The following is a 23,844-nucleotide window of genomic DNA, read 5'->3' on the forward strand; positions in this document are numbered from 1 at the left end:
ATTAAGGAACACACAATGACACAAAATGATGGTCACGCTTCCGTTATTCTTAATAACGTCAGCAAGCTTATTCAAAGCAAAGTTCACGCAGACAAAGTGTCACTGGTCGACAAATTCGCCAAGGCGCTTTATCGCAACATGTCGAATGAAGATCTGACACACCGAAACGACAGTGACCTCTACGGCGCAGCGTTGAGCCTTTGGAACTCGTTAGAGAGTAAAAAAGGCGATGATGCTGTTATCCGCGTATTCAATCCCGAAGTTGCTAAGCACGGCTGGCAGTCCTCGCATACCATTGTCGAGATCATTGCTAAAGATATGCCGTTTCTCGTTGACTCAGTTCGCATGGCACTTAACCGCGCGAACATCGCTTCTCACTTATTACTGCATACGCCATTGAAAATTCAGCGCGATAAAGATGGCACGATTACTAATCTCTCAAACTTAAAAGCGGAACAAGAGTCGAGCTCGACCAAAACCGTGTTCTTTATTGAAATCGATCGCCAGACCGATGACGCGGAAATTAAAGCGTTTAAAGAAGAGCTTGATTCTGTGCTTAATGATGTGTCGGTGGCTGTTGAAGACTGGCAACCCATTCGTCAGCAGTTGCTGGATGTGATTAACGATCTCCCTAAGCGTCCACACAATGTCGATAAAACCGAATTAAACGAAACGGTTGAATTTCTAGAGTGGCTGGCCAGCGATAACTTTACCTTGATGGGCTATCGTCAATACGAACTTAAGCCGGTAAAAGGTGATCATCAGCTCAGCGGTGTGAAAGGCACAAGCTTAGGGTTAATGAAGAACTCTGACGAAGAGCAAGTGCGGTTACTCTCTAACATGCCAGAAATCGCACGCAAAGAAGCACGCAGCAATAATTTATTGGTATTAACGAAAACCAATTCGGTATCGCGAGTACATCGCCCTGCACACATTGATTACATCGGTGTGAAGCGCTTTGATAAAGACGGCAACGTTATTGGCGAGGACCGCTTTATTGGCTTGTTCTCATCCAGTTTCTACAACAACAGTGCGGCCGATGTGCCCGTGTTAAAGTCGAAAATTCGTCGTGTTCTAGAGATGAGCGACTTTGCCGAGGGCACCCACGCCTACAAAGCGGTCCTTAATATTCTCGAAACCTATCCTCGTGATGAGCTAGTACAAGCCCGTGAACAAGAGCTACTGGATGTGGCCATGGGGGTTTTACATATTCAAGAGCGCGACATGTGTCGCCTGTTTGTGCGCAAAGACACTTACGGACGCTTTTTCTCGTGCATGGTGTATGTGCCACGTGAGCGTTATAACACTGCACTGCGCCGTGAAACGCAGCAAATTCTTGCTGATGCCTTTGGCTCCGATGAGAAAGTCAGCTTTACCACCTATTTCTCCGAGTCCAGCCTTGCTCGTACCCACTATATTGTGCGAGTTAACAACAGTGACGTAGATTACGACGTGAAAGAAATCGAAAATAATTTAGTAGAAGCAGCCCGTACTTGGGAAGACAAACTACAATCAGCGCTATTAGGCAGCAATGGCGAAGCGCGCGGTAATGAATTAAACCGTAAATATGCCAATGCCTTCGCCAGCTCGTATAAAGACCAAGTGTTGCCAAGTGCCGCTGTGGTTGATATTGAAAAGCTTGAGCTGCTCAATGACGACAACAAACTAGAGATGTTGTTCTACCGCCCACAAGAAGAAGTGAGCTCGAATATTGTTCGTTTGTCGTTGTTCCACAAAGACGAGCCGATTCATTTGTCTGACGTGATGCCGATGTTAGAAAACTTTGGCTTACGCGTTATCGGTGAAACACCGTATGCAGTAAAAACCTCAGACGGCCAAGTGAATTGGATTATGGACTTCTCAATGTTGCTCGACAACAAAGAGATCGCGGACTTTGATAAAGTATCTGCGCGTTTCCAAAAAGCGCTTACCGATGTTTGGAATAACCGCCTAGAGAACGACGGCTTTAACCGTTTAGTGCTCAATGGTGGCTTAACGGGCCGCGAAGCGTCGATTTTGCGTGCTTATGCCAAGTACATGCGCCAAATCGGAGTGACGTTCTCGCAGACTTACATTGAAAGCACTTTCGCTAACTACCCAGATATTGCGACACAAATCGTGAAGCTGTTTGCGAAAAAGTTCTCAGTGAAAGCACCAGGCAGCGAAAAAGCCTTGGAGAAGCTCGTTGCTCAGGTGTATGAATCGCTTGAGAATGTTGCCAACCTTGATGATGACCGCATCATTCGCTTATACGTTGATATGATCAATGCCACGCTGCGCACTAACTATTATCAGAAAGACGACACCGGCGTATTCAAGTCGTATATCTCTTTCAAGGTCAAGCCAAGCTTGATTCCAGAGATGCCATTGCCACTGCCGGCGTTTGAAATTTTCGTCTACTCACCACGCGTTGAAGGTGTTCACCTTCGCGGCGGTAAAGTAGCGCGGGGCGGATTGCGTTGGTCAGACCGCCGTGAAGACTTCCGTACCGAGGTTTTGGGCCTTGTAAAAGCGCAGCAGGTTAAGAACACCGTTATTGTGCCTGTTGGCTCAAAAGGTGGTTTTGTTTGTAAGCAACTGCCTAGTGAGCGTGAAGCCTTCTTTAAAGAAGGGCAAGAGTGCTACAAAATCTTTATCCGTGGTTTGCTTGATATCACTGATAACATCGTGCATGGCGACATTGTTCCGCCAGAGAATGTCACACGTCATGACGAAGATGATCCGTACTTAGTGGTTGCCGCCGATAAAGGCACTGCCACTTTCTCTGATATTGCCAACGGGATCGCTGGCGAATATAACTTCTGGCTAGGTGATGCCTTTGCTTCCGGCGGCTCGATTGGTTATGACCACAAGAAGATGGGGATTACCGCAAAAGGCGCGTGGGAGTCTGTTAAACGTCATTTCCGCGAAATTGGTATTGATTGCCAGAACAACGATTTCACAGCGGTTGCCATCGGTGACATGGCCGGTGACGTATTCGGCAACGGCATGTTGCTCTCGAAGCATACCCGTCTGCAGGCGGCTTTTAACCACATGCATATTTTCATCGACCCGAACCCTGATGCTGCAACATCTTGGGACGAGCGTAAGCGCTTGTTTGAATTACCGCGCTCGAGCTGGGAAGACTATAACAGTGAACTCATCTCCAAAGGCGGTGGTATCTTTGCCCGCAGTGCTAAGTCGATTACCTTAACGCCTGAAATCAAGAAGATGGTGGGTACTAAGAAAGCGGCGATGACGCCTAATGAGCTAATCAAAGCGCTCCTGAAGATGCCAGTCGACTTGTTGTGGAATGGCGGTATTGGCACCTATGTGAAGGCTAAGTCTGAGACAGACTCAGATGTTGGCGACCGTGCAAATGATGCATTGCGTATCAACGGTGGTGAACTGGGCGCGAAAATCTTCGGTGAGGGCGGCAACTTAGGCGCTACTCAACTTGGTCGTATTGAATTCGCGGCCAAAGGTGGGCGTATTAATACCGACTTTATCGATAACGTAGGCGGTGTGGCGTGTTCTGATAATGAAGTGAACATTAAGATCTTACTGAACTCCTTAGTGGGTGAAGGTGAGCTCACTAAAAAGCAACGTGACGAGCTGTTGTACGCGATGACCGATGAGGTGTCAGAGCTAGTACTACAAGATTGTTATCGTCAGACTCACACTATCTCCGTAACGCAATCTAAGGGCGCATCGACATTAAAAGAGAAGATCCGCTTTATCCACGCGCTTGAGAAAGACGGTAAGCTCGATCGTGCTATTGAGTTCTTACCTACTGACGAAGAACTTGCTGAGCGCGCTGCTGCGGGTAAAGATTTGACTCGTCCAGAGCTGTCAGTGTTGGTGTCTTATGCGAAAATGGTGCTCAAAGAAACCTTAGTCACCGACGAGATCACTGAGAACCCGTACTACCGTCAGCTGCTGGTCCAGTCGTTCCCTGTACCACTGCGTGAGCGGTTCAATTCAGCCATGGATAACCACCCGTTGCGTGGCGAAATTATTGCTACTAAGTTGGCCAATAACATCGTCAACGACATGGGCTTAAACTTCATGGTGCGTATGCACGAAGAAACGGGCGCATCAGACGCTGAAATCGCCTTATGTTACTCCATTGCTCGCGAGATTTTCGATATGCCGCAGACCTGGTCGGAAATCGAAGCGCTCGACAATAAGATAGATGCTGAAGTGCAAACAGAAATGCTGTATCAGCTACGTCGTACTGTACGTCGAGTAACACGTTGGTTCTTACGTCACCGTAATAAAGCATGGACTATTGAGCAAACCATCGCTCATTTTGCGCCTTGTTTTAAAGACTTGACGGATAACTTACACAGCTACATGGTAAGTGATGAGAGCGAGCAAATCCGCGAAAACGCCAAGAGCCTGGCCGATCAAGGCGTTCCCGCTCAATTGGCGATGCGTATTGTGTCACTATCGAGCTTGTTCTCCACCATGGACTTGGCCGAAGTGGCCGCGCAAACCGAGCGCAACACAGCCTTGGTGTCAAACACCTACTTCAAACTGGGTGCGCGCATGGGCTTGCACTGGTTCTTAACGCAAATCACTCATCAGCCAGTGCAAAACCATTGGCAAGCCTTGGCGCGTGCTTCTTATCGCGAAGAGCTCGATTGGCAGCAACGCACATTAACCGATGTGGTACTGCGTAGTTTCGATGACAAAGAGCAAGATGTGGATGCGCAAATTGACGCGTGGATGGAAGCAAATAATGCTGTATTGCATCGCTGGCAGCAAATGCTTAGCGAATTTAAAACGTCGCAAAGCCATGACTTTGCTAAGTTCTCAGTAGCACTACGGGAATTGATGTTGCTTGCACACAACTGTGATCAACGGGCGTAAGCGCCGCTGTTAAAAAGCAGTAAAACTCTGTAGAATACCCCAGCTTTTGTCTGGGGTATTTTTTTGGGGGTTCCATGTTTTATGATTTAGCGCGTCGGTTTATGTTCACTAAAGATGCTGAGTGGGCGCATGACTTCGCATTGTCTAATTTAAGCCGCTATGCCAACACGCCCTTATCCATGGCGTGGTCCCAGTCAGTTCCAGACAAACCGGTTAATTTCCTTGGCCTTGAATTTAAAAACCCCGTGGGGTTGGCGGCTGGATTAGATAAAAATGCCGAATGCATTGAAGCCTTCGCCCAGATGGGATTTGGTTTTATTGAGGTGGGGACGGTAACTCCGCGACCTCAGCAAGGAAATGACAAGCCGCGTATTTTCCGTTTGCCAGAGCAACATGCGGTGATCAACCGTATGGGGTTCAACAACAAAGGCGTTGATAACTTAGTGGCGAATGTCAAAGCCGCCAATTATGATGGCATCTTAGGGATCAACATAGGTAAAAACAAAGACACGCCTAATGAGCAGGGCAAGGACGACTATATCCATTGCATGCGTAAAGTCTTTGAACATGCCTCGTACATAACCGTTAACATTTCTTCGCCAAATACCCCAGGGCTGCGTGACTTACAATACGGCGAAGCGCTCGATGACTTGTTATCGAGTTTGAAAAATGAACAGCTAGACTTAGCGGCCAAACACCATAAACAAGTCCCGATGCTGGTCAAAGTTGCGCCGGATTTAGACAGTGTTCAAGTCGAGCAGGTCACCCAATCGTTATTGAACAACCACATTGACGGGGTGATTGCGACCAATACCACCTTAGAGCGCAGCGCTGTTGCGGGTTTGCAATACGCCGATGAGGCTGGCGGACTATCAGGACGTCCGGTGCGGGCTAAGTCTCTAGAGGTTATTAAAGAGATCAAACGGTTATCGCAAGGGCGTTTACCTATTATCGGTGTCGGTGGCATTGACAGTGCCGAAGCCGCCAAGGAAAAGCTTGATGGCGGTGCTGATCTACTGCAAGTGTATACTGGCTTTATCTATGAAGGCCCGGCTTTAGTGAAAAGGATCGTTCGCGCCTTATAAGGATCAGTTATGTTAGTGTTTGATCCCTCATAAAATATTCTTAGAATCTATTTTACATGGGATCAACTAACGCTATAATCCAAAGTTATAAGGTAGGTGTACAAAGGCTTTTACGGATTTAGAGGGCAACATGTTACAGGCACAACGACATTGGCAGTGGCAAATTTCGAGTGAGCAAAATCGCTTAGTGCTCGATATGGGAGAGATGCAGTTTTGCACGCCCTATAAGCTGCGCCAACTGACAGATGAAGCCTTGAGTGAGCCCCAATTTAACCTCCTTGACGCCGACTTTTATAAGCAAGTGGGTGAGTATTTGAGTACTTTTAATCTGTGGAGCGATGCGCAGATTTGTCAGATAGCACTTAACGCCACAGCGGTAAAACACTACCTCAAGCCTGTGCTCGCTAAAAGTTGGTTTTTTGCGCCATACACTGGGCGAGATATCAATCAAGAAGCCATTGTTAGCCTGACTTCACAGTGCCAAAGCGGCCAGTTTCTCATTGTTGATTGTGCCGATGGCGCCAGTGTTTGTCTGTGCTTGGAACCACACTTCGCACTTGATGAAAATCTTAGCCTAAAACAGTTTGAGGTTATCAAGGTACTGAACAACCGAATTCATCCTATTTTATCCGCTCAGAACCAACAAAAGCGCGCTTAACCTTCCTCGGCTATGATACAATCTCGGCGAATTTACGAGATAGGATAGTCACTTTGCAATTTGTTGCCCTTACTTCCATAGGCATTGAACAGTTACTCGAGCAAGAGCTCAGCGCGCTTGGCGCCGAAGTACAAAAACAGCGTGTTGGCGCGGTGGAGTTCAGTGCTGATAGCCTTACTGCTCAACGCATTTGTTTAACGACGCGCCTTGCTACTCGGGTCATGCTGCAATTGCAACAGGGCAGTGGTGTTGAAGACAAAACCGCGTTATATAATTTTGCCCGCTTTCAGCCTTGGCAAGAGTATTTTGGGCCGGATCAGTCTTTTGCCGTGGAGTTTAATGGCACTAACCGCCAGCTGAAAAACAGCCAGTTTGGTGGCCTTGTTATTAAAGACGCAATTTGTGATTACTTCCATGATTTATATGAGCGCCGCCCAAATGTCAGCAAAGAGCACCCTGACGTGCGCGTGGTGGCAAAGCTTAATCATGATAAGCTGACTTTGTACATTGATTATTCAGGTCCTCGTCTTTCACAGCGTGGATACCGTAGCGCTCAGGGTAAAGCTCCCTTAAAGGAAAACCTAGCGGCCGCGTTGATTATGCGCAGTGGCTGGCTAGATGACACCACGCAACCGCTGTTTGATCCCACCTGTGGCTCTGGCACCTTACTCATTGAAGCGGCGCTAATGGCAAAAAACATTGCTCCGGGTTTGCAACGTGAGCAGTTTGCCTTTGAACGTTTACCCAGTCACCGAGCGGTCAAATTTAAAGAATTAAAGCAGTCCCTGCGCGATGAGATTAACGACAGCGCTAAACCTTGGCTGATTGGTCATGATATTAATTCCAAGGTCATTGCTAAGGCTAAAGACAATGCTGCGCGCGCCGAAGTCGCTGAGTATATCGATTTTGACACCGGTGATTTGGCCAATATGAAGGCGCCGTGTAAACGCCCTGGTGTGGTCATTGCGAACTTACCTTACGGTGAACGCTTGGGATCGATGGCCGAAATTTTGGCCCTGTATCGCCAGCTGGGTCATCAACTCAAACAGGGCTTTTGCCACTGGCGCAGCGCTTTGCTAGTGAGTGATGCAGAACTATTAAAGCTGTTTAAATTAGTCAAGCTCAAGCAATACAAGTTTAAAAACGGCCCCATCGATACGGTATTGGCACTGTACGACATTACCGAAGAACAGACCCAAGGGCACAAAGGCGATAAAACACCGCTACATTTTGAGCAGTCGGTGGCCTTTGCCAATCGCCTGAAAAAGAACCGCCAAAGTCTGAAAAAGTGGCTCAAGCAAGAGCAAATCAGCGCGTATCGTATTTATGATGCAGATATTCCTGAATACAATGTTGCCGTGGACGTCTATCCAGACAGCGCGGTGATCTACGAGTATGCTGCGCCGAAGAACATCGATGAGGGTGTCGCCCAGAAACGTCTACAGGATGTATTGATGTTAACCTGTGAGACGCTGTCGCTGGCGCCAGCTAATGTTGCCTTGAAAGTGCGACAGCGGCAAAAAGGTGACAGTCAATACCAAGCGCAAGCGAATCAAGGTCGCACCCAAGTGATTAGCGAGTATGGCGCGCTATTTGAGGTGAATTTATATGACTATCTTGATACCGGTATTTTCCTCGATCATCGTTTAGCACGTAAGTACATTCGCGATATCGCCAAAGATCAACGGGTACTGAACCTATTTGCCTATACAGGCACTGCCTCGGTGCAAGCGGCGCTGGGTGGAGCTAAATCAGTGACCACTGTGGATATGTCGAAAACCTATCTACAATGGGCGCAGCGTAACTTCGCATTGAATAAATTAAAGAGCCCGCGCTATCGTTTTGAGCATGGCAATTGTTTAGAGTGGATAAAACGTACGCGCGGTGAGTACGATGTGATTTTTCTCGACCCGCCAACCTTTTCAAACTCAAAACGCATGAAGGAAAGTTTTGATGTACAGCGTGACCATGTCAGCCTATTGGTAGACACAGCTAAGTTATTGGCAAAAAATGGCACCTTAGTGTTTTCGAACAATAAACGTGGTTTTAAGATGGACGAAGACGCCCTGGCTTTACAAGGCTTGCGTGTTGAAAATATCACTGAGCAGACGCAGTCTGCAGATTTTGCCCGTAACAAACATATTCACAATGCCTGGGTTATTCGCCGTGGCTAAGGTGGTGTTATATCACACCGAGGGGTGTCACCTGTGTGAGCAGGCGCAAGCAATGTTGGCGCAGCATCCACAAGTGAGTGCTATTGAATTGCGTGACATCATCGATGATCCCGAATGGCTGAGCGCCTACCAAGTGCGTATTCCCGTTATGGCGTTGGCACATCGACCCGAGGCCGAGCTGGGGTGGCCTTTTGACCAGCAGGCAATCAATCAATTAATAGAGCAGTATGGACCTTATTAGAATAACAAACGGCCAGTTGGCCTATGGAACCCACCCGTTACTTGACGGTGCCAATGCCGTTATTGAGCAGGGCGAGCGTGTGTGTGTCGTTGGCCGTAACGGCGCGGGGAAATCGACTTTTTTAAAAGTCCTTAGCGGTGATGTAATCCTTGATGATGGTGACATTAATCAGGTCGGTGAGCTTAAAATCGCGCGCCTAGAGCAAGATCCGCCCCGTGATAGTGAGGGCAGCGTATTCGACTATGTGGCCGATGGCCTGCCCACCGTAGCTAAATTACTTAAAGAGTTTCATGCCTTAAACGCACAGCTTGCTGAGCATGCCGATGATGAAAAAGCATTGTCGCGTCTGGCAAGTATTTCTGCCGATATTGAAGCCCAAGATGGCTGGCGATTTGATTCCAAAATTAAGCTCGTACTGGGGCAATTAGAATTAGATGCAGACGCGCAATTAGCCACTCTTTCAGGAGGGTGGTTGCGTAAAGTGGCACTGGCGAAGGCCCTGGTTGGTGAACCCGATTTACTGCTATTGGATGAACCCACCAACCACCTGGATGTCGCATCGGTTAAATGGTTAGAGCAATTTTTGAAAGAGTTTAAAGGCGCGATTATCTTTATCTCGCATGACCGTGCCTTTATCCGCGCCTTAGCAACCCGCATTCTCGATCTTGATCGTGGCCAGTTGGTTTCTTACCCAGGGGATTATGCAACTTACCTAGAGCGCAAAGCCCACGATTTAAAGGTGCAAGAACAGCAAAACGCCGAGTTTGATAAAAAGCTGGCAGAAGAAGAAGCGTGGATCCGCCAAGGCATTAAGGCGCGACGCACCCGTAACGAAGGCCGCGTACGCGCACTGAAAGCGCTGCGACAAGAGCGTAAACAACGGGTAGAGCAAGTCGGCAAAGTTGATTTAAATATCGAAACCGCAGCACGTTCAGGCAAGTTAGTTGCCGAGGCCAAGCATTTATGCCATGCCTTTGGTGACAAAGTGATAGTTGATGACTTTTCAACGTTATTGATGCGTGGTGACCGTGTTGGTCTCGTCGGCCCTAATGGGGTCGGCAAAACGACCTTGTTGAAGCTACTATTTGGGCAGTTGCAAAGCACCAAAGGACAACTTAAACAAGGCGTTAATTTAGAAATAGCTTATTTTGACCAATACCGTGCCAAGCTTGATGAAGAGGCAAGCGTGCAAGACAACGTCGCGGACGGTAAGCAGGAAGTCAATGTAGGCGGGCGCTCACGCCATGTGCTGGGTTACTTGCAAGACTTTCTATTCCCCCCTAAGCGCGCTCGTACGCCAGTGAAGGCGCTCTCTGGGGGGGAGAAGAACCGCCTGTTACTAGCGAAAATTTTCTTGCAGCCATCGAATGTATTGGTACTCGATGAGCCGACTAACGACCTTGATATTGAAACACTCGAGCTATTAGAAGATATTGTTAACCAATATCAAGGCACGGTGTTGATTGTTAGTCACGACCGAGAGTTTATCGATAACACCTGTTCCAGCGTATGGGGATTTGACGGCAATGGTAAAATCACCGAAGTGGTGGGCGGTTACAGCGATTATGAAGCTTATCGCGCCCAGCAGTTGGCGGCACTAGAGGCGCAGCGTAAAGCCAGTGCCGATGCCGAGCAGCAACAAGCGCAGAACAAAACTAGCAAGCCTAAATCCAGTAATAAGCTGTCTTATAAGCATAAGCGCGAACTCGAAACCTTACCTGAGCAGGTGGAACAGTTTGAGCAAGCTATTGACACATTGCAACAAGAGGTCAATAGTAGTGACTTTTTTAAGCAAGATAACGAAACTACCAGCGCTAAATTGAACCAATTGGCCGAGCTTGAGTCGAAGCTTGAAGCTGCGTTCGCCCGTTGGGAAGAACTCGAAGAATTACAAAATCAGTAGTAGGGAAGAACATGAAAAAATCCTTAGTCGCATTGAGCATTCTTACCGGCTTGAGCGCCCATGTCCATGGTGCCGTTTATCAGGTGGAGGAGCTGAGTACCTTAGATATTGCGAAACACCATTACGTTACTGATGCTAATAATAATGGCGAGGTTATTGGCCAAGCTCGTGGCGTATACAATCTTCCAATCGATGTTAGTTACATAGACTTTAACGATAGCCAGATCACCAACGCATACGATGATTGGGAGCGTAGTCAGTTCGAAGCCATTGATAAAGAGATTACCTTTACTTTGGACGATATCGAAGCAGGTAACCTCAATGCTGATGCGCATCGTTTTATGCTCAGCTTCCTATCAACGTCGAGTGTTAACAGCGATGCCAACTGGCAGAAAATTGCTGATAGCGTGGCTGTAAACTTTACACCGAGCCCAGCAACAGAGCAGGTGTTATTAGACGAGCAAAGCGATCATTACGACGGTTTGACGCGCAGCGTCGCTAACTTATATAACGCTATTAGTGAAGATGGAGTGCGCGCAGGGTGGTCATCAGCACCCTATGAGCAAATAGAATTCACGCCGAGTGGCGATGATGAGGCGCAAACCTATTTTGTGCGCGATTTTCGCTCTCGCGGGGTGGTTGTCGGTGTCGACGGCACGGTAGTCACCTTGCCAGTGATCAGTGATTTATACGGCGGTCAAGGGACAGCGAATGATATCGTTATGCGCCCTGATGGCGGTTACTATGTGGTTGGTGACAGCTCAACTGGCGTGCCTGAAGATCGCCAAGATAACTATGACGATCGCTGCGACGGTGAAGATGAACCGGTTGCGGTGTGTGTTTGGGAAATCGAAAATCGCAGCGCCAGCAATACCCGCAATGGCTTGTATGACCGCCGAGCCACGTTGTGGACCTTGGATGCAGATTTAAATGTGGTTGATACGAAGAACCTTGGTTTAGGGTTGAGCATTGAAGAAGACGAAAACAGTGCATTCGTCTCTACGGCGTTGGCCGTTAATGCACAAGGAGTTGCCGTTGGTTATTCACATATCCGTGATAATAACAACGATAATCGCATTAATACCCTGCCAGCCCTGTTTAAAGATGGTGAAGTACTAGAAATCATCGACCAAGAAGATGATTGGTACTCTGGTAAGGCAACGGCGATCACTGATAATGGCATCGTCACCGGCTACGCCACCAAAAACATCGAAGGGCGACGCACGACCAAGTTCTTCTACCATAACATTGAAACGGGCACCACAGTGTTCCCGACAGACTACTTTACCAGTTCAAGCTCAGTGGGCCGTGACATAAACGAGCAGGGCGTCATTGTCGGCGAAGGTGAAGTAGATGTTGTTAACTCAGGCAGTCGTCGTCGTGAAGGCTTCATCTACACCTTAGGTGATGACAAAATCGCCAATATTAACGATTTATTGCCATGCTACGACGTTGATGGTGAAAGCAATTATCCGTATACCTTCGCCGAAGCAACGGCCATTGATGATGACAACATCATTTATGGTGTTGCTACTAAAACCGAACCTAAGTTGAATTCTTTCGGTGAAGTGGAGGTCGATAGTGATGGTGAGACGCTATATGAGAGTGTAGCCAAACCAGTGAAACTCACTCCTATCGCTGGCGGTGAGGTTGAAGAGTGCCCACCTGAGGCCGCAGAAACCTACGAGCGTCAAAGCGGAAGCCTAGGTTGGCTTGCCTTATTGGCGTTACCGCTGCTAGGCTGGCGCCGTAAACACGGTTAAGGTTACAAACATAAAAAAGCCCGCAAATGCGGGCTTTTTTATGTCTAACCGAATTAGAAGTAAGCGCGAATACCGAGACGCAGATTACGCCCAGGTAACGGAGCTTGCTCTTTTATAAAGGAGCTATGAACAAAGCCAAGCTCATCAGTCAGGTTATTTAATTGCATGTAAGCCACGCCATCAAATGACCCTACGGCAAAGTTATAGTCAACGGTGAAATCAACTAAGGTATAAGCGTCGGTGACCGTTTCAGAGGCAGCAATATCATCTTGTTCAAGATAGTGCGTGGCCTTAAGTGCTAAGTCCCAATTTTGTAGCGTGTAATCAAGCTGGGTGCCAAGCTTGGCGGCAGGAATACGAGGAATATACTCACCGTTATCGAGTTTTGCGCTGACCGAGTCGGCAAAGCCCTTGATACGCCATTGCTGGCTAATTTGGTAGTGCATATCTAACTCGAAGCCATATAGTTCGGCGTCTTGAGACTGATATTGATACACTGTCATGGCGTCTTCATCGCCAAGTTGTGCAGCAATGAAGCCTTCATCATGCTCATATACCAAGCCAGTATCTTGTTGGTAATAGAAGTTTTCCACGTCGTTATAGAACACACTTAGATTAACGCCAAAATCACCGATGTATTTACGCCAGCTGACGTCAATGTTGTTTGCCACTTCTTGTTGCACATTTTGGCCGTTAAAGTGCGCTTCACCGTCTTCTATATCATAAGCAAGACCTAACTCGTACGTTGATGTTGCGATATGCTCACCATTAGATAGCAGCTCAGCGGTGAGTGGAGCACGCTCAGAATGAGATAAACTGACAGCTAAACTGTAACCTTCTTGGTACTGCCAAATCCCACCTAATGAAAAACTCATGTTTGTTTCATCATACTCGTAAGCGATTAGCTCTGGGTCTTCGAGGTGCTCATCATGATGCTCTTGTTCATGGTCATGACTGTCATGTTCATCTTCATGCTCTGATGTACCAGCTATATCGCTAGACAAACTGTAATCTTCGACGCGAGCACCAAGCTCTAATGTCCAGTCACCAAATTCACGCTCTTCCAGCAAGTACAGGGCGTGTACTCGCGTTTCTGTCGCAGGTGTAAAGGCTTCGGCACCCGAAGCTGCATAGTCAGAGTCAGTGTAGTGATAGCCCAATGTACCGTGCCATTGACCAACGCGATGCTTGGCATTGATGCGTGCTTCATGGGTGGTATTTTCGAATAGGGTACCGATTGTCTGCTCTTCCACTTCAGCGTGTCGGTAGTCTGTATAACCTGCGCGAACGCTCAGTGTTTCTATGATACTGTCGTGGAATGAATAACTTGCTAACGCTTGCCAGCGGTCTTGCTCAACGCGCGCAAATACATTATGGGCTTGCTCTTCGCCGGCATGTTCATCGTGACCGTCATGCTCATCTTCGTGTCCATGCTCTTCATGGCCATGTTCATCGTGTCCGTGCTCTTCATGATCGTGATGGTCATGAGAATGGGCTGGAATTCCGTAGTCGCTCTCAATACGGCCATAAGACAAACCAAGGGTCCAATGATCAGCAACGTAACTGGTGCCTAAATTAACCGTGGCACTATCGATAAAGGTATTATCCACTTTATCGTGAGCCTCTAATTCGCCCTCATGCTCTTGGGTATAAAAACGTGGAGTCTCATAATCATGACCAACACGGTCAGTGCCATCGACATGCACATTAAAGCCATCGTGACCCGCTGCAAACTTACCCGCATAGGTGTTGGTAGTCGATACGGTATCATGGCTGTATTCAGCCGCTCCTTCGTAACCCTCAATACGATCGGTGGGGATACGGTTATCAACGACGTTCACTACACCACCGATAGCACCAGAGCCATACAACAAAGTAGCAGGGCCACGAAGTACTTCTATTTGCTCAGCAGCAATAGACTCGGTGGTCACAGCATGATCTGGGCCGACGCGAGAGGCATCACTGCTGTCTAAACCATTTTGAGTGATCTTTACACGCGGACCATCTAAACCGCGAATGATAGGGCTCGATGCAACAGGGCCGAAATAACTGGCGTTAATGCCCGGGATCCCTTTGAGGGTCTCACCCAATGTTGGTTGCGCGCTATCACGCAGTGCATCGCCGCTCAGTACAGATACTGGCGATACCATGTCGAGGTTATTTTTATCCAGTCCCGAAGCGTAAACAACAACGGTTTCAATTGCGGAGGGGGTGAGGTTGACTTGAACCGTTTGGTCTTGCTCATTAACCGCCACGCGCTTATCAATATAGTCGTCTTTACTGAAATGTAGCTCGCCCGCTGCATCTAGGGTGATTGAAAACTCACCATTGGCATTGGTACGAACGCTTTGCTGTTTACCATGGTAGTGGACAATAACGTTTTCGATGGGTTGTTGTTGAGGGTCGATAACGGTTCCGGTCACAGTGCCCGCGAGCGCATTGGGCGCACTCAGTAGCGCGGCAATAGTGAGAGAAAGAGGCGCAGGTTTGAACATAAGAATACTTCCAGTTACTGACATTGGCTATAATATAACATTAGCAAATCAATAAACTCAACAATGTTATACTATAACCTCCAGTTTATTCGTTGTTACCCTGCGCCTTGCTCTATACTTACTAAGTATCAAGGATCAGGAAGCGGGACTTATGAGCGATAAAGGAAGGGTGTTTAAAGCACACTTTACAATTAATGATAACGTTCATCACTGCCAATTGAATGAGCATTTTACAACCGCGCGGCGAGATAACGAATCCCTGCATCACTTTATTCTACGACTGCTTGGATTTTGCTTATTTGCTTATCGCCATGACCTTAGGTTATGTGACGCCCGTGAAAAACCACAGCGTGATGTTTATGCCAAAAATGACTTCGATGATTATGAGCTGGTTATCGAAGTGTTTACAGGTGATATTAAGGTCTTAAATAAGCTATATCGCGAGGCTCAACAATTATATGTGATCACCGTAATGCCAGTTGATAGTGAGCTACAGCACTGGTTACTAGCACATCAGCGAGTTGAGCTAATTGCTATCGAAAACGCTTTTATTACGCGCCTAGAGGCCATGTTGGCGCGCTCTTTGGCATGGCATGTGAGTGTTGACAGTGATGAAATTAGCATTACTGCCAATGATGTATTTGTTCGTTCAGCTCTGCAGGTGAGTTGGTTTTAGTCGTCAAAACTTATTGCAATGTCGCCTTCAGGGGTGGAGCAACACAGCAATATTTCACCATCACGAATAAAAGCAAGCGGCTCGTGGCGATACACCACGCTGCCTTGACATAGCTTGGCTCGACAAGCGCCGCAAAACCCTTCACGGCATTGATATGGCGCATCGACACCTTGACTTTCTAGGCTATGTAACAAGCTGGGGCTCTGCTCTGGGTGAAGCAAGGCCTGGCCATTAAGTGTGATGATAGCGGGTTTGTTAGACACGATGAGGAAGAGTAGGGGCCAAAGAGGCCCCACTTATATTAAAGGTCAAAGTCACCAAAATCGTTAGCATCCACTTGCGAATCGATTTGGCCAACTAAGTAAGAGCTGATTTCCGCTTCTTGCGGAGCGACTTGCACGTTATCAGATACCAACCAAGCATTGATCCATGGGATCGGATTGCTTTGAGTTTCAAATTGAGTTGGCAAGCCCACCGCGCTCATACGCACATTGGTAATGTACTCAACGTACTGACAGAGAATGTCTTTGTTGAGCCCTATCATAGAGCCATCTTTGAAGAGATATTCAGCCCACTCTTTTTCTTGTTGCGCTGCATCGACAAACATCGCAATGGCTTGTTCGCGGCACTCGGCTGCTACCTCTGCCATTTGCGGGTCGTCCTTACCTTCTTGCATAATATTGAGCATGTGCTGCGTACCAGAGAGGTGCAAGGCTTCATCACGAGCGATAAGCTTAATGATTTTTGCATTGCCTTCCATCAGCTCACGCTCTGCAAACGCAAACGAGCATGCAAACGACACATAGAAGCGAATGGCTTCAAGAATATTCACCGACATCATCGCTAAGTACAAACGTTTTTTAAGCTCGTACAGGCTCACATCAATGACATCGCCGTTAACGGTGTGCTGACCTTCGCCGTACAGGTTATAAATTGATGTTAAGTGGATTAAGTCATCATAGTAACGAGTCACCGCGTCGGCACGTTCATTGATTTTGTCATTGGTGACAATGTCATCAAAAATAAGCTCAGGGGATTGCGTTACATTGCGAATGATATGAGTGTATGAGCGACTGTGAATAGTCTCACTGAACGCCCATGTTTCTATCCAGGTCTCCAACTCGGGTAGCGACACGATAGGCAGCAAGGCAACGTTGGGTGAGCGTCCTTGAACACTGTCTAGCAGGGTTTGGTATTTCAGGTTACTCAAGAAAATGTGACGTTCATGATCGGGCAATGATTGAAAATCAACACGGTCTTTGCTGACATCCACTTCTTCCGGGCGCCAAAAGAAAGACAGTTGCTTTTCAATTAACTTCTCAAAAATAGGGTACTTCTGCTGGTCGTAACGTGACACATTCACCGTTTGCCCAAAAAACATCGGTTCTTTTAATTGGTCGTTATGATTACGGCTAAAAGTGGTGTATGACATAGTCGTGGGGTCTCAATCTACTTGGTAGAACAACAAAGGAATGCGGCTGTACACAGCCGCATGCTGTAATTATATTTTACACGCGCCGCCTTCACAGCCGTCATCGGCTTGTTCTGGCTTAAGCTCGTCTTGCGAGTCAGCTGCACCATCACGAGTGTTATGGTAGTACAACGTTTTGACGCCAAGCTTGTACGCGGTCAATAAGTCTTTAAGCAGTAACTTCATAGGTACTTTACCGCCTTCGAACTTGTTTGGATCATAGTTGGTATTGGCTGAAATCGTTTGATCAACGAACTTCTGCATAATGCCAACAAGTTGCAGGTAGCCATCGTTAGAAGGGATATCCCAAAGTAACTCGTACTGCTCTTTCAAACGCTCATATTCAGGCACTACCTGCTTCAAAATACCGTCTTTAGATGCTTTAACGCTGATGTGCCCACGCGGCGGCTCGATGCCGTTCGTGGCATTAGAAATCTGCGATGAGGTCTCTGAAGGCATTAACGCTGATAGCGTCGAGTTACGCATACCATGGGTTTTAATGCTTTCGCGTAGTCCATCCCAATCAAGGTGTAACGGCTCGTCACATACACTATCGAGATCCTTCTTATAAGTATCGATAGGCATAATGCCTTGAGCATAGGTTGTTTCGTTAAACTTAGGACAAGCGCCTTTTTCTTTCGCTAACTCATTTGACGCTTTCATTAAGTAATATTGAATCGCCTCAAAAGTTTTGTGTGTTAGCGCGTTGGCACTGCCATCGGAATAACGTTTGCCATTTTTAGCTAAGTAATAGGCAAAGTTAATGACGCCAATACCCAAAGTACGACGGCCCATGGTGGCGTTATACGCAGCAGGAACAGGGTACTCTTGGTAATCCAACAGGCTATCAAGGGCGCGGACACCTAGTTCGGCCAGCTCTTCGAGCTCGTCGAGTGAATTAATAGCACCGAGGTTAAATGCCGATAGCGTACACAAGGCAATTTCGCCTTCTTCGTCCATAACATTATTCATCGGTTTAGTCGGCAGCGCGATTTCTAAACATAAATTAGATTGGCGAATAGGCGCGACTTTAGCATCGAACGGGCTGTGAGTATTACAGTGATCCACGTTTTGCAGATAGATGCGCCCAGTGCTGGCACGCTCTTGCAAAAACATCGAAAACAGCTCAATGGCCTTGATACGTTTTTTGCGAATACTGTCGTCTTGTTCGTACTGCACATAAAGCTGTTCGAACTTTTCTTGGTCTTCGAAAAAGGCATCGTACAAGCCTGGCACATCCGATGGACTGAATAAGGTAATGTGGCCGTCTTTAATGAGTCGGGTATACATCAACTTATTAAACTGCACACCATAATCTAGATGGCGTACCCGGTTGTCATCGACACCTCGGTTATTTTTTAAGACCAGCAGATTTTCCACTTCCAAGTGCCACAGTGGGTAGAAGAGTGTGGCTGCGCCGCCGCGTACTCCACCTTGAGAGCAGCTTTTTACTGCCGTTTGGAAGTGCTTATAAAATGGGATACAGCCTGTATGGTAGGCTTCACCGTTGCGGATTGGGCTGCCTAGGGCACGAATGCGTCCGGCGTTAATACCAATACCGGCACGCTGTGATACGTATTTAACGATTGCAGAAGAAGTCGCGTTAATGGAATCTAGGCTATCGTCACACTCAATCAGTACGCATGAGCTAAATTGACGAGTCGGTGTGCGCACACCCGACATAATCGGTGTTGGCAACGAAATTTTGAATGTAGAAACGGCATCGTAAAAGCGCTTAACATAGTCAAGACGCGTTTCTTTTGGGTATTCAGAGAATAAGCTGGCAGCCACTAATACATATAAAAATTGCGCGCTCTCGTAAATGTCGCCAGTCACACGGTTTTGGACTAGGTATTTACCTTCCAACTGCTTTACTGCGGCGTAGCTGAAGTTTAAGTCTCGGCTATGATCAATAAAGGCATCCATTTGCTCGAACTCAGACTGAGTGTAATCAGTGAGTAAATGTTGATCGTAGCGTTTATCTTCAACGAGCTTAACTACGTGATCATACAGCTTCGGTGGCTCAAATTGGCCATAAGCTTTCTTTCTTAGATGGAAGATAGCAAGGCGAGCTGCCAAAAACTGATAGTCAGGAGTGTCTTTTGAGATCAGATCTGCTGCTGACTTAATGATTGTCTCATGAATGTCTTCGGTGCGGATACCGTCATAGAACTGAATATGGGACTTAAGTTCAACTTGTGAGACAGATACATTATTCAGACCTTCTGCCGCCCAAGTAATAACGCGATGGATTTTATCTAAATCCAGCGCTTCCTTACGTCCGTCGCGTTTACTAACAGATAGCTGTTGGTTCATAGTTATTGCCCGTATTTATAATTAGTTGTCTTAGCGCACGGCTGAGAAATACGTGTTGCCGCCCGTATTTACATCAGCGGATGTTACTTTACTGCCAGGATAGTGCTTCGCTATCACCTATTTATGAGTACAGCAGATTAAAGCACGGCCTAATTGGCCAAGATTTAAACACTATATATGGTGTTTTCATCACAGCGACTCACAAGATAGTGGGGTAGCGATGCTTTTGCAAGAGGCGCATACCTTGACAATCTGTGGATAACTACAAGGGGTTAGTGATCGTTAACCTTATAGCATTTTTAAAGCTGTATTTAGATGAAAATCAACGCCAAAAAAAACAATTTAAACGAAATTTTTGTACCGATAGCGACTGATTTTTTTATCATCAATACGCTTAAATTGTATTCGTGACGATCATTTTAAATCACTATATCTGGTGTTCAAAAATTAACAAGCCACCAGATATAGTGTATTCGTCATCCGCGAATTTGCCAATACAATGCGCGGATCATTTTCGATCACAGCAATTTTTCGAAGTGTAATAAATAGTTAACGCTAACGTCGTTATTAAGGGTAAATTGTTTTGTCAGCGGGTTATAACTTAAGCCGGCGCTGTGACGCACTTTGAGTCCCTGTTGCTCAGCCCACGTTATAAGTTGCGAGGGGCGAATAAATTTACTATGGTCGTGCGTACCTTCAGGAACCATTTTTAGCACCTTCTCCGCTCCCACTATTGCCAGCAAATAGGCTTTAGTGGTTTTATTGAGCGTAGAGAAATACACATTTGCTCCTGGTTTAGCGAGGCGGGCGGCGGCGGCAATAACCGACTCGGGTTCAGGCACATGCTCAAGCATTTCCATACAAGTGACCACATCAAACTGTTCACTGTGGTGTTCGCTAAATGCTTCGGCAGTGCTTAACTGATAATCCACTTTTACCCCAGACTCCAGCGCGTGCAGCTTCGCTACATTGAGTGGCTCTTGGCCCATATCAATTCCCGTGACTTGAGCGCCAAGCTTGGCCATGCTCTCAGCTAAAATTCCGCCTCCGCAGCCTATATCCACGGCCTGCTTCTGCGCCAGTCCTTGTGCGTGCTGGGCGATGAAATCCAGTCGCAGAGGGTTGATATCGTGCAGTGGTTTGAATTCGCCGTCGAAATCCCACCAACGTTCGGCAATGGCTTCAAATTTAGCTATTTCACTGTGGTCTACATTTTGATGTTCGGTCATATAAAACTTCCTCGTGTTTATGAGGCCATTATACGGGGGGATTTTCGCAAATCGCAAAGATTTAGCGCCTGTAAAATCAAAAATAATGTGATAGCATGAACGCAGATAATAACGACAAATGACAGTCGCTGATTCTCCTTCACTTTGTTGGGGACGGAGGCTGTCAATGAAGAAGGAAAGTGGAATCAATGACTGATCTCGCCAACGAAGTCCTTCCGGTTAATATTGAAGATGAGTTAAAAAATTCCTACCTCGATTACGCTATGAGTGTAATTGTAGGGCGTGCGCTTCCCGATGTGCGTGATGGGCTTAAGCCTGTTCACCGTCGTGTGTTGTTTGCCATGAATGAACTCCGCAATGACTGGAATAAACCCTATAAGAAATCGGCTCGTGTAGTCGGTGATGTAATCGGTAAATACCACCCCCATGGCGACAGTGCAGTGTACGACACCATCGTTCGTATGGCACAGCCATTCTCCTTGCGTTACATGCTTGTTGATGGTCAAGGTAACTTTGGCTCGGTAGATGGTGACTCAGCGGCAGCGATGCGTTATACCGAAGTGCGTATGGCGAAGCTATCACAAGAGCTACTGGCTGATTTAGAAAAAGAAACTGTAGACTTTGTGCCGAACTACGACGGCACCGAGCAAATCCCAGATGTGTTGCCGACCAAAGTGCCTAACTTACTGGTCAATGGCTCTTCGGGTATTGCCGTCGGTATGGCCACTAACATACCGCCGCATAACCTCACCGAAGTGATCAATGGTTGTTTGGCGCTTATTAAAGAGCCGGAAACCACGATTGAAGAATTGATGGACTACATTCCTGGTCCTGATTTTCCTACCGCAGCCATTATCAATGGCAAGAAGGGCATTGAGCAGGCCTATAAAACCGGCCGTGGTAAGATTTATATCCGCGCTCGTGCCGATGTCGAAGTGGATGAAAAAACCGGTCGCGAAACCATCGTTGTCCATGAAATCCCATACCAGGTCAACAAAGCGCGCTTGATTGAAAAAATCGCCGAACTGGTTAAAGACAAGAAGATTGAGGGGATCAGTGCGCTGCGCGATGAGTCTGATAAAGACGGCATGCGCATTGTTATCGAGGTAAAACGCGGCGAAGTCGGCGAAGTAATCCTCAATAACCTGTACGCACAAACGCAAATGCAAACAGTGTTTGGCATGAATATGGTTGCCCTAGATGGCAATCAGCCGCGTTGTTTCAACCTCAAAGAGATGCTCGAAGCCTTTATTCTGCATCGTCGCGAGGTGGTCACTCGCCGGACTGTATACGATTTACGTAAAGCCCGTGACCGTGCACACACCCTTGAAGGTCTTGCTATTGCTTTGGCGAATATCGACCCGGTCATTGAGCTGATCCGTAAGTCGCCAACACCGGCCGAGGCGAAAGAAGCGTTAGTATCTCGCCCGTGGGAGCTCGGCAATGTAAAAGCCATGCTGGAAAAAGCCGGTGATGATGCTGCGCGCCCAGACTGGCTTGCTGATGGCCTAGGTATTCGCGATGGTCAATACTACCTATCAGAGCCCCAAGCTCAGGCTATTTTGGAGCTGCGCTTACATAAGCTGACTGGCTTAGAGCACGGTAAAATCCTTGATGAATACCAAGAGCTACTTGAGCTTATCGCTGAGTTGTTACATATCCTCGGTTCACCTGAACGGTTGATGGAAGTGATCCGTGACGAGTTAGTATTGATTAAAGACACCTATGGCGATGAACGTCGTACTGAAATCAGTGCTGCGGCTCACGACATCAGCTTAGAAGATTTAATCAACGAAGAAGATGTGGTGGTGACCTTGTCCCATGAAGGCTATGTTAAGTACCAGCCTTTGAGTGATTATGAGGCCCAGCGTCGAGGCGGTAAGGGTAAGTCGGCAACGAAGATGAAAGATGAAGATTTCATCGAGCGGTTACTGGTTGCCAATACCCACGACACCATTTTATGCTTCTCCAGCGCAGGGCGTTTGTATTGGCTGAAAGTCTATCAGTTGCCACTTGCCAGCCGTGCAGCGCGTGGTAAGCCGATTGTTAACTTGCTACCGCTCGAAGCTGATGAACGTATCACCACGATATTACCTGTGCGTGAATACGAAGAAGACAAGTTTATTGTCATGGCGACCGCCAGCGGTGTTGTTAAGAAAACGCCACTGACGGCCTACAGCCGTCAACGCGCCAGCGGCATCATCGCGATTAACCTGAATGAAGGGGATAGCCTAATCGGTGCACGTATCACCACTGGTGAAGACGACATCATGCTATTTACCGAGCACGGCAAAGTAGTGCGTTTCAATGAGAAACAACGCGATGCTGAAACGGGTGAAGTTAAACGTGACCCTGAAACGGGCGAAGAACTGCTCGCTCTGCGTCCTATGGGCCGTACTGCGACAGGTGTTCGTGGCATCAAGATACCAGACGACGTCAAAGTGGTATCGTTAATTGTACCGCAAGGGGACGGCGCTATCCTGACCGTGACTGAAAATGGCTATGGTAAACGCACACCATTAGAAGAGTATCCTGCTAAGAGTCGAGCGACACAAGGCGTGGTCTCAATTAAAGTGAGCGAGCGTAATGGCCCGGTGGTCGGCGCGGTGCAGGTCGATGACAATGATGAAATCATGATCATTTCTAATCGCGGGACCTTAGTACGTACCCGTGTTAATGAAGTGTCTCGCGTTGGCCGTAACACGCAGGGGGTCATTTTGATCCGCACCATTGACGGTGAGGCTGTGGTTGGGTTACAACGTATCGAAGAAATCGATGATGAAGACCTAGTCGACATAGAGCAAAATGAGGTGCCAGAAAATTCACAGGCACCCTCTGCAGGCGATGACACGCCTGAGTAAATCTCTTAGTATATGAAAGCGGCTTCAGCCGCTTTTTTTATTTGTTGATAACACCTCTCGAGCACCTAATCGTGGTGCATAGCGTCCTAGGTGTTATCCATACGCATATGGAATGAGG

14 protein-coding genes are annotated in these 23,844 nt (G+C 47.3%); 9 read left to right on the forward strand and 5 right to left on the reverse strand.

The genetic code is table 11. The features are described from left to right. Positions 1–15: 15 nt before the first annotated feature. From MHM93_RS10570 to MHM93_RS10600, 7 genes are all read left to right on the forward strand, one after another. Positions 16–4,854 carry an NAD-glutamate dehydrogenase gene (locus MHM93_RS10570; RefSeq protein ID WP_239449119.1) on the forward strand — a complete coding sequence of 1,613 codons (4,839 nt, stop codon included), beginning with the start codon at positions 16–18 and terminating at the stop codon, positions 4,852–4,854. A gap of 74 nt (positions 4,855–4,928) precedes the next feature. Further along, a complete protein-coding gene (gene pyrD, locus MHM93_RS10575) occupies positions 4,929–5,939 on the forward strand; it encodes a quinone-dependent dihydroorotate dehydrogenase (protein WP_022943965.1) in 1,011 nt (336 codons plus the stop codon). 130 nt (positions 5,940–6,069) lie between these two features. Next, positions 6,070–6,597, forward strand: a complete 528-nt coding sequence (locus MHM93_RS10580; protein WP_022943964.1) for a cell division protein ZapC domain-containing protein — start codon at positions 6,070–6,072, stop codon at positions 6,595–6,597. Between the two features lie 53 nt (positions 6,598–6,650). Further along, positions 6,651–8,771 carry a bifunctional 23S rRNA (guanine(2069)-N(7))-methyltransferase RlmK/23S rRNA (guanine(2445)-N(2))-methyltransferase RlmL gene (gene rlmKL, locus MHM93_RS10585; protein WP_239449120.1) on the forward strand — a complete coding sequence of 707 codons (2,121 nt, stop codon included), beginning with the start codon at positions 6,651–6,653 and terminating at the stop codon, positions 8,769–8,771. Beyond that, complete coding sequence (locus MHM93_RS10590) at positions 8,746–9,012, forward strand: glutaredoxin family protein (protein WP_053911331.1); 267 nt, start codon at positions 8,746–8,748, stop codon at positions 9,010–9,012. The genes rlmKL and MHM93_RS10590 overlap by 26 nt, the downstream gene beginning before the upstream one ends. Then, positions 8,999–10,915: an ABC transporter ATP-binding protein gene (locus MHM93_RS10595; protein ID WP_239449121.1), complete on the forward strand. Its 1,917-nt coding sequence runs from the start codon at positions 8,999–9,001 to the stop codon at positions 10,913–10,915. Before MHM93_RS10590 ends, MHM93_RS10595 begins: the two co-directional genes overlap by 14 nt. Positions 10,916–10,926: 11 nt before the next feature. Then, on the forward strand, positions 10,927–12,678 hold the full coding sequence (locus MHM93_RS10600) for a DUF3466 family protein (protein WP_239449122.1): 1,752 nt from the start codon (positions 10,927–10,929) through the stop codon (positions 12,676–12,678). 53 nt (positions 12,679–12,731) lie between these two features. On the opposite strand, the gene MHM93_RS10605 is transcribed toward MHM93_RS10600, so the two are convergent. Beyond that, positions 12,732–15,173 carry a TonB-dependent receptor gene (locus MHM93_RS10605; RefSeq protein WP_239449123.1) on the reverse strand — a complete coding sequence of 814 codons (2,442 nt, stop codon included), beginning with the start codon at positions 15,171–15,173 and terminating at the stop codon, positions 12,732–12,734. 151 nt (positions 15,174–15,324) lie between these two features. On the opposite strand from MHM93_RS10605, the gene MHM93_RS10610 reads away from it, so the two are divergent. Then, the gene (locus MHM93_RS10610) at positions 15,325–15,849 is read left to right on the forward strand and encodes a YaeQ family protein (RefSeq protein WP_239449124.1); all 525 of its coding nucleotides are present in this window, start codon (positions 15,325–15,327) and stop codon (positions 15,847–15,849) included. On the opposite strand, the gene yfaE is transcribed toward MHM93_RS10610, so the two are convergent. The 4 genes from yfaE to ubiG form a co-directional block, all read right to left on the reverse strand. Then, positions 15,846–16,094, reverse strand: a complete 249-nt coding sequence (gene yfaE, locus MHM93_RS10615; RefSeq protein ID WP_053911376.1) for a class I ribonucleotide reductase maintenance protein YfaE — start codon at positions 16,092–16,094, stop codon at positions 15,846–15,848. The two genes, MHM93_RS10610 and yfaE, sit on opposite strands and share 4 nt — an antisense overlap. Before the next feature lie 56 nt (positions 16,095–16,150). Then, positions 16,151–17,281, reverse strand: a complete 1,131-nt coding sequence (nrdB, locus tag MHM93_RS10620) for a class Ia ribonucleoside-diphosphate reductase subunit beta (protein WP_022943828.1) — start codon at positions 17,279–17,281, stop codon at positions 16,151–16,153. 69 nt (positions 17,282–17,350) lie between these two features. Continuing rightward, entirely contained in the window at positions 17,351–19,636 is a 2,286-nt protein-coding gene (gene nrdA / locus MHM93_RS10625) for a class 1a ribonucleoside-diphosphate reductase subunit alpha (protein ID WP_022943829.1), read from the reverse strand. A 518-nt stretch (positions 19,637–20,154) separates the two neighbouring features. Further along, positions 20,155–20,865: a bifunctional 2-polyprenyl-6-hydroxyphenol methylase/3-demethylubiquinol 3-O-methyltransferase UbiG gene (gene ubiG / locus MHM93_RS10630; RefSeq protein WP_239449125.1), complete on the reverse strand. Its 711-nt coding sequence runs from the start codon at positions 20,863–20,865 to the stop codon at positions 20,155–20,157. Between the two features lie 188 nt (positions 20,866–21,053). On the opposite strand from ubiG, the gene gyrA reads away from it, so the two are divergent. Continuing rightward, positions 21,054–23,726, forward strand: a complete 2,673-nt coding sequence (gyrA, locus tag MHM93_RS10635; RefSeq protein WP_239449126.1) for a DNA gyrase subunit A — start codon at positions 21,054–21,056, stop codon at positions 23,724–23,726. The last annotated feature ends 118 nt before the right edge of the window (positions 23,727–23,844 follow it).

The organism is Pseudoalteromonas sp. MM17-2, assembly GCF_022347945.1.
Classification (GTDB): Bacteria; Pseudomonadota; Gammaproteobacteria; order Enterobacterales; family Alteromonadaceae; genus Pseudoalteromonas; species Pseudoalteromonas ruthenica.

Coding starts and splice junctions, on each gene's coding strand:
- MHM93_RS10570 (WP_239449119.1), top strand. CDS start 16: ATGACACAAAATGATGGTCACGCTTCCGTTATTCTTAATAACGTCAGC.
- pyrD (WP_022943965.1), top strand. CDS start 4,929: ATGTTTTATGATTTAGCGCGTCGGTTTATGTTCACTAAAGATGCTGAG.
- MHM93_RS10580 (WP_022943964.1), top strand. CDS start 6,070: ATGTTACAGGCACAACGACATTGGCAGTGGCAAATTTCGAGTGAGCAA.
- MHM93_RS10590 (WP_053911331.1), top strand. CDS start 8,746: ATGCCTGGGTTATTCGCCGTGGCTAAGGTGGTGTTATATCACACCGAG.
- MHM93_RS10595 (WP_239449121.1), top strand. CDS start 8,999: ATGGACCTTATTAGAATAACAAACGGCCAGTTGGCCTATGGAACCCAC.
- MHM93_RS10600 (WP_239449122.1), top strand. CDS start 10,927: ATGAAAAAATCCTTAGTCGCATTGAGCATTCTTACCGGCTTGAGCGCC.
- MHM93_RS10605 (WP_239449123.1), bottom strand. CDS start 15,173: ATGTTCAAACCTGCGCCTCTTTCTCTCACTATTGCCGCGCTACTGAGT.
- MHM93_RS10610 (WP_239449124.1), top strand. CDS start 15,325: ATGAGCGATAAAGGAAGGGTGTTTAAAGCACACTTTACAATTAATGAT.
- nrdB (WP_022943828.1), bottom strand. CDS start 17,281: ATGTCATACACCACTTTTAGCCGTAATCATAACGACCAATTAAAAGAA.
- nrdA (WP_022943829.1), bottom strand. CDS start 19,636: ATGAACCAACAGCTATCTGTTAGTAAACGCGACGGACGTAAGGAAGCG.
- ubiG (WP_239449125.1), bottom strand. CDS start 20,865: ATGACCGAACATCAAAATGTAGACCACAGTGAAATAGCTAAATTTGAA.
- gyrA (WP_239449126.1), top strand. CDS start 21,054: ATGACTGATCTCGCCAACGAAGTCCTTCCGGTTAATATTGAAGATGAG.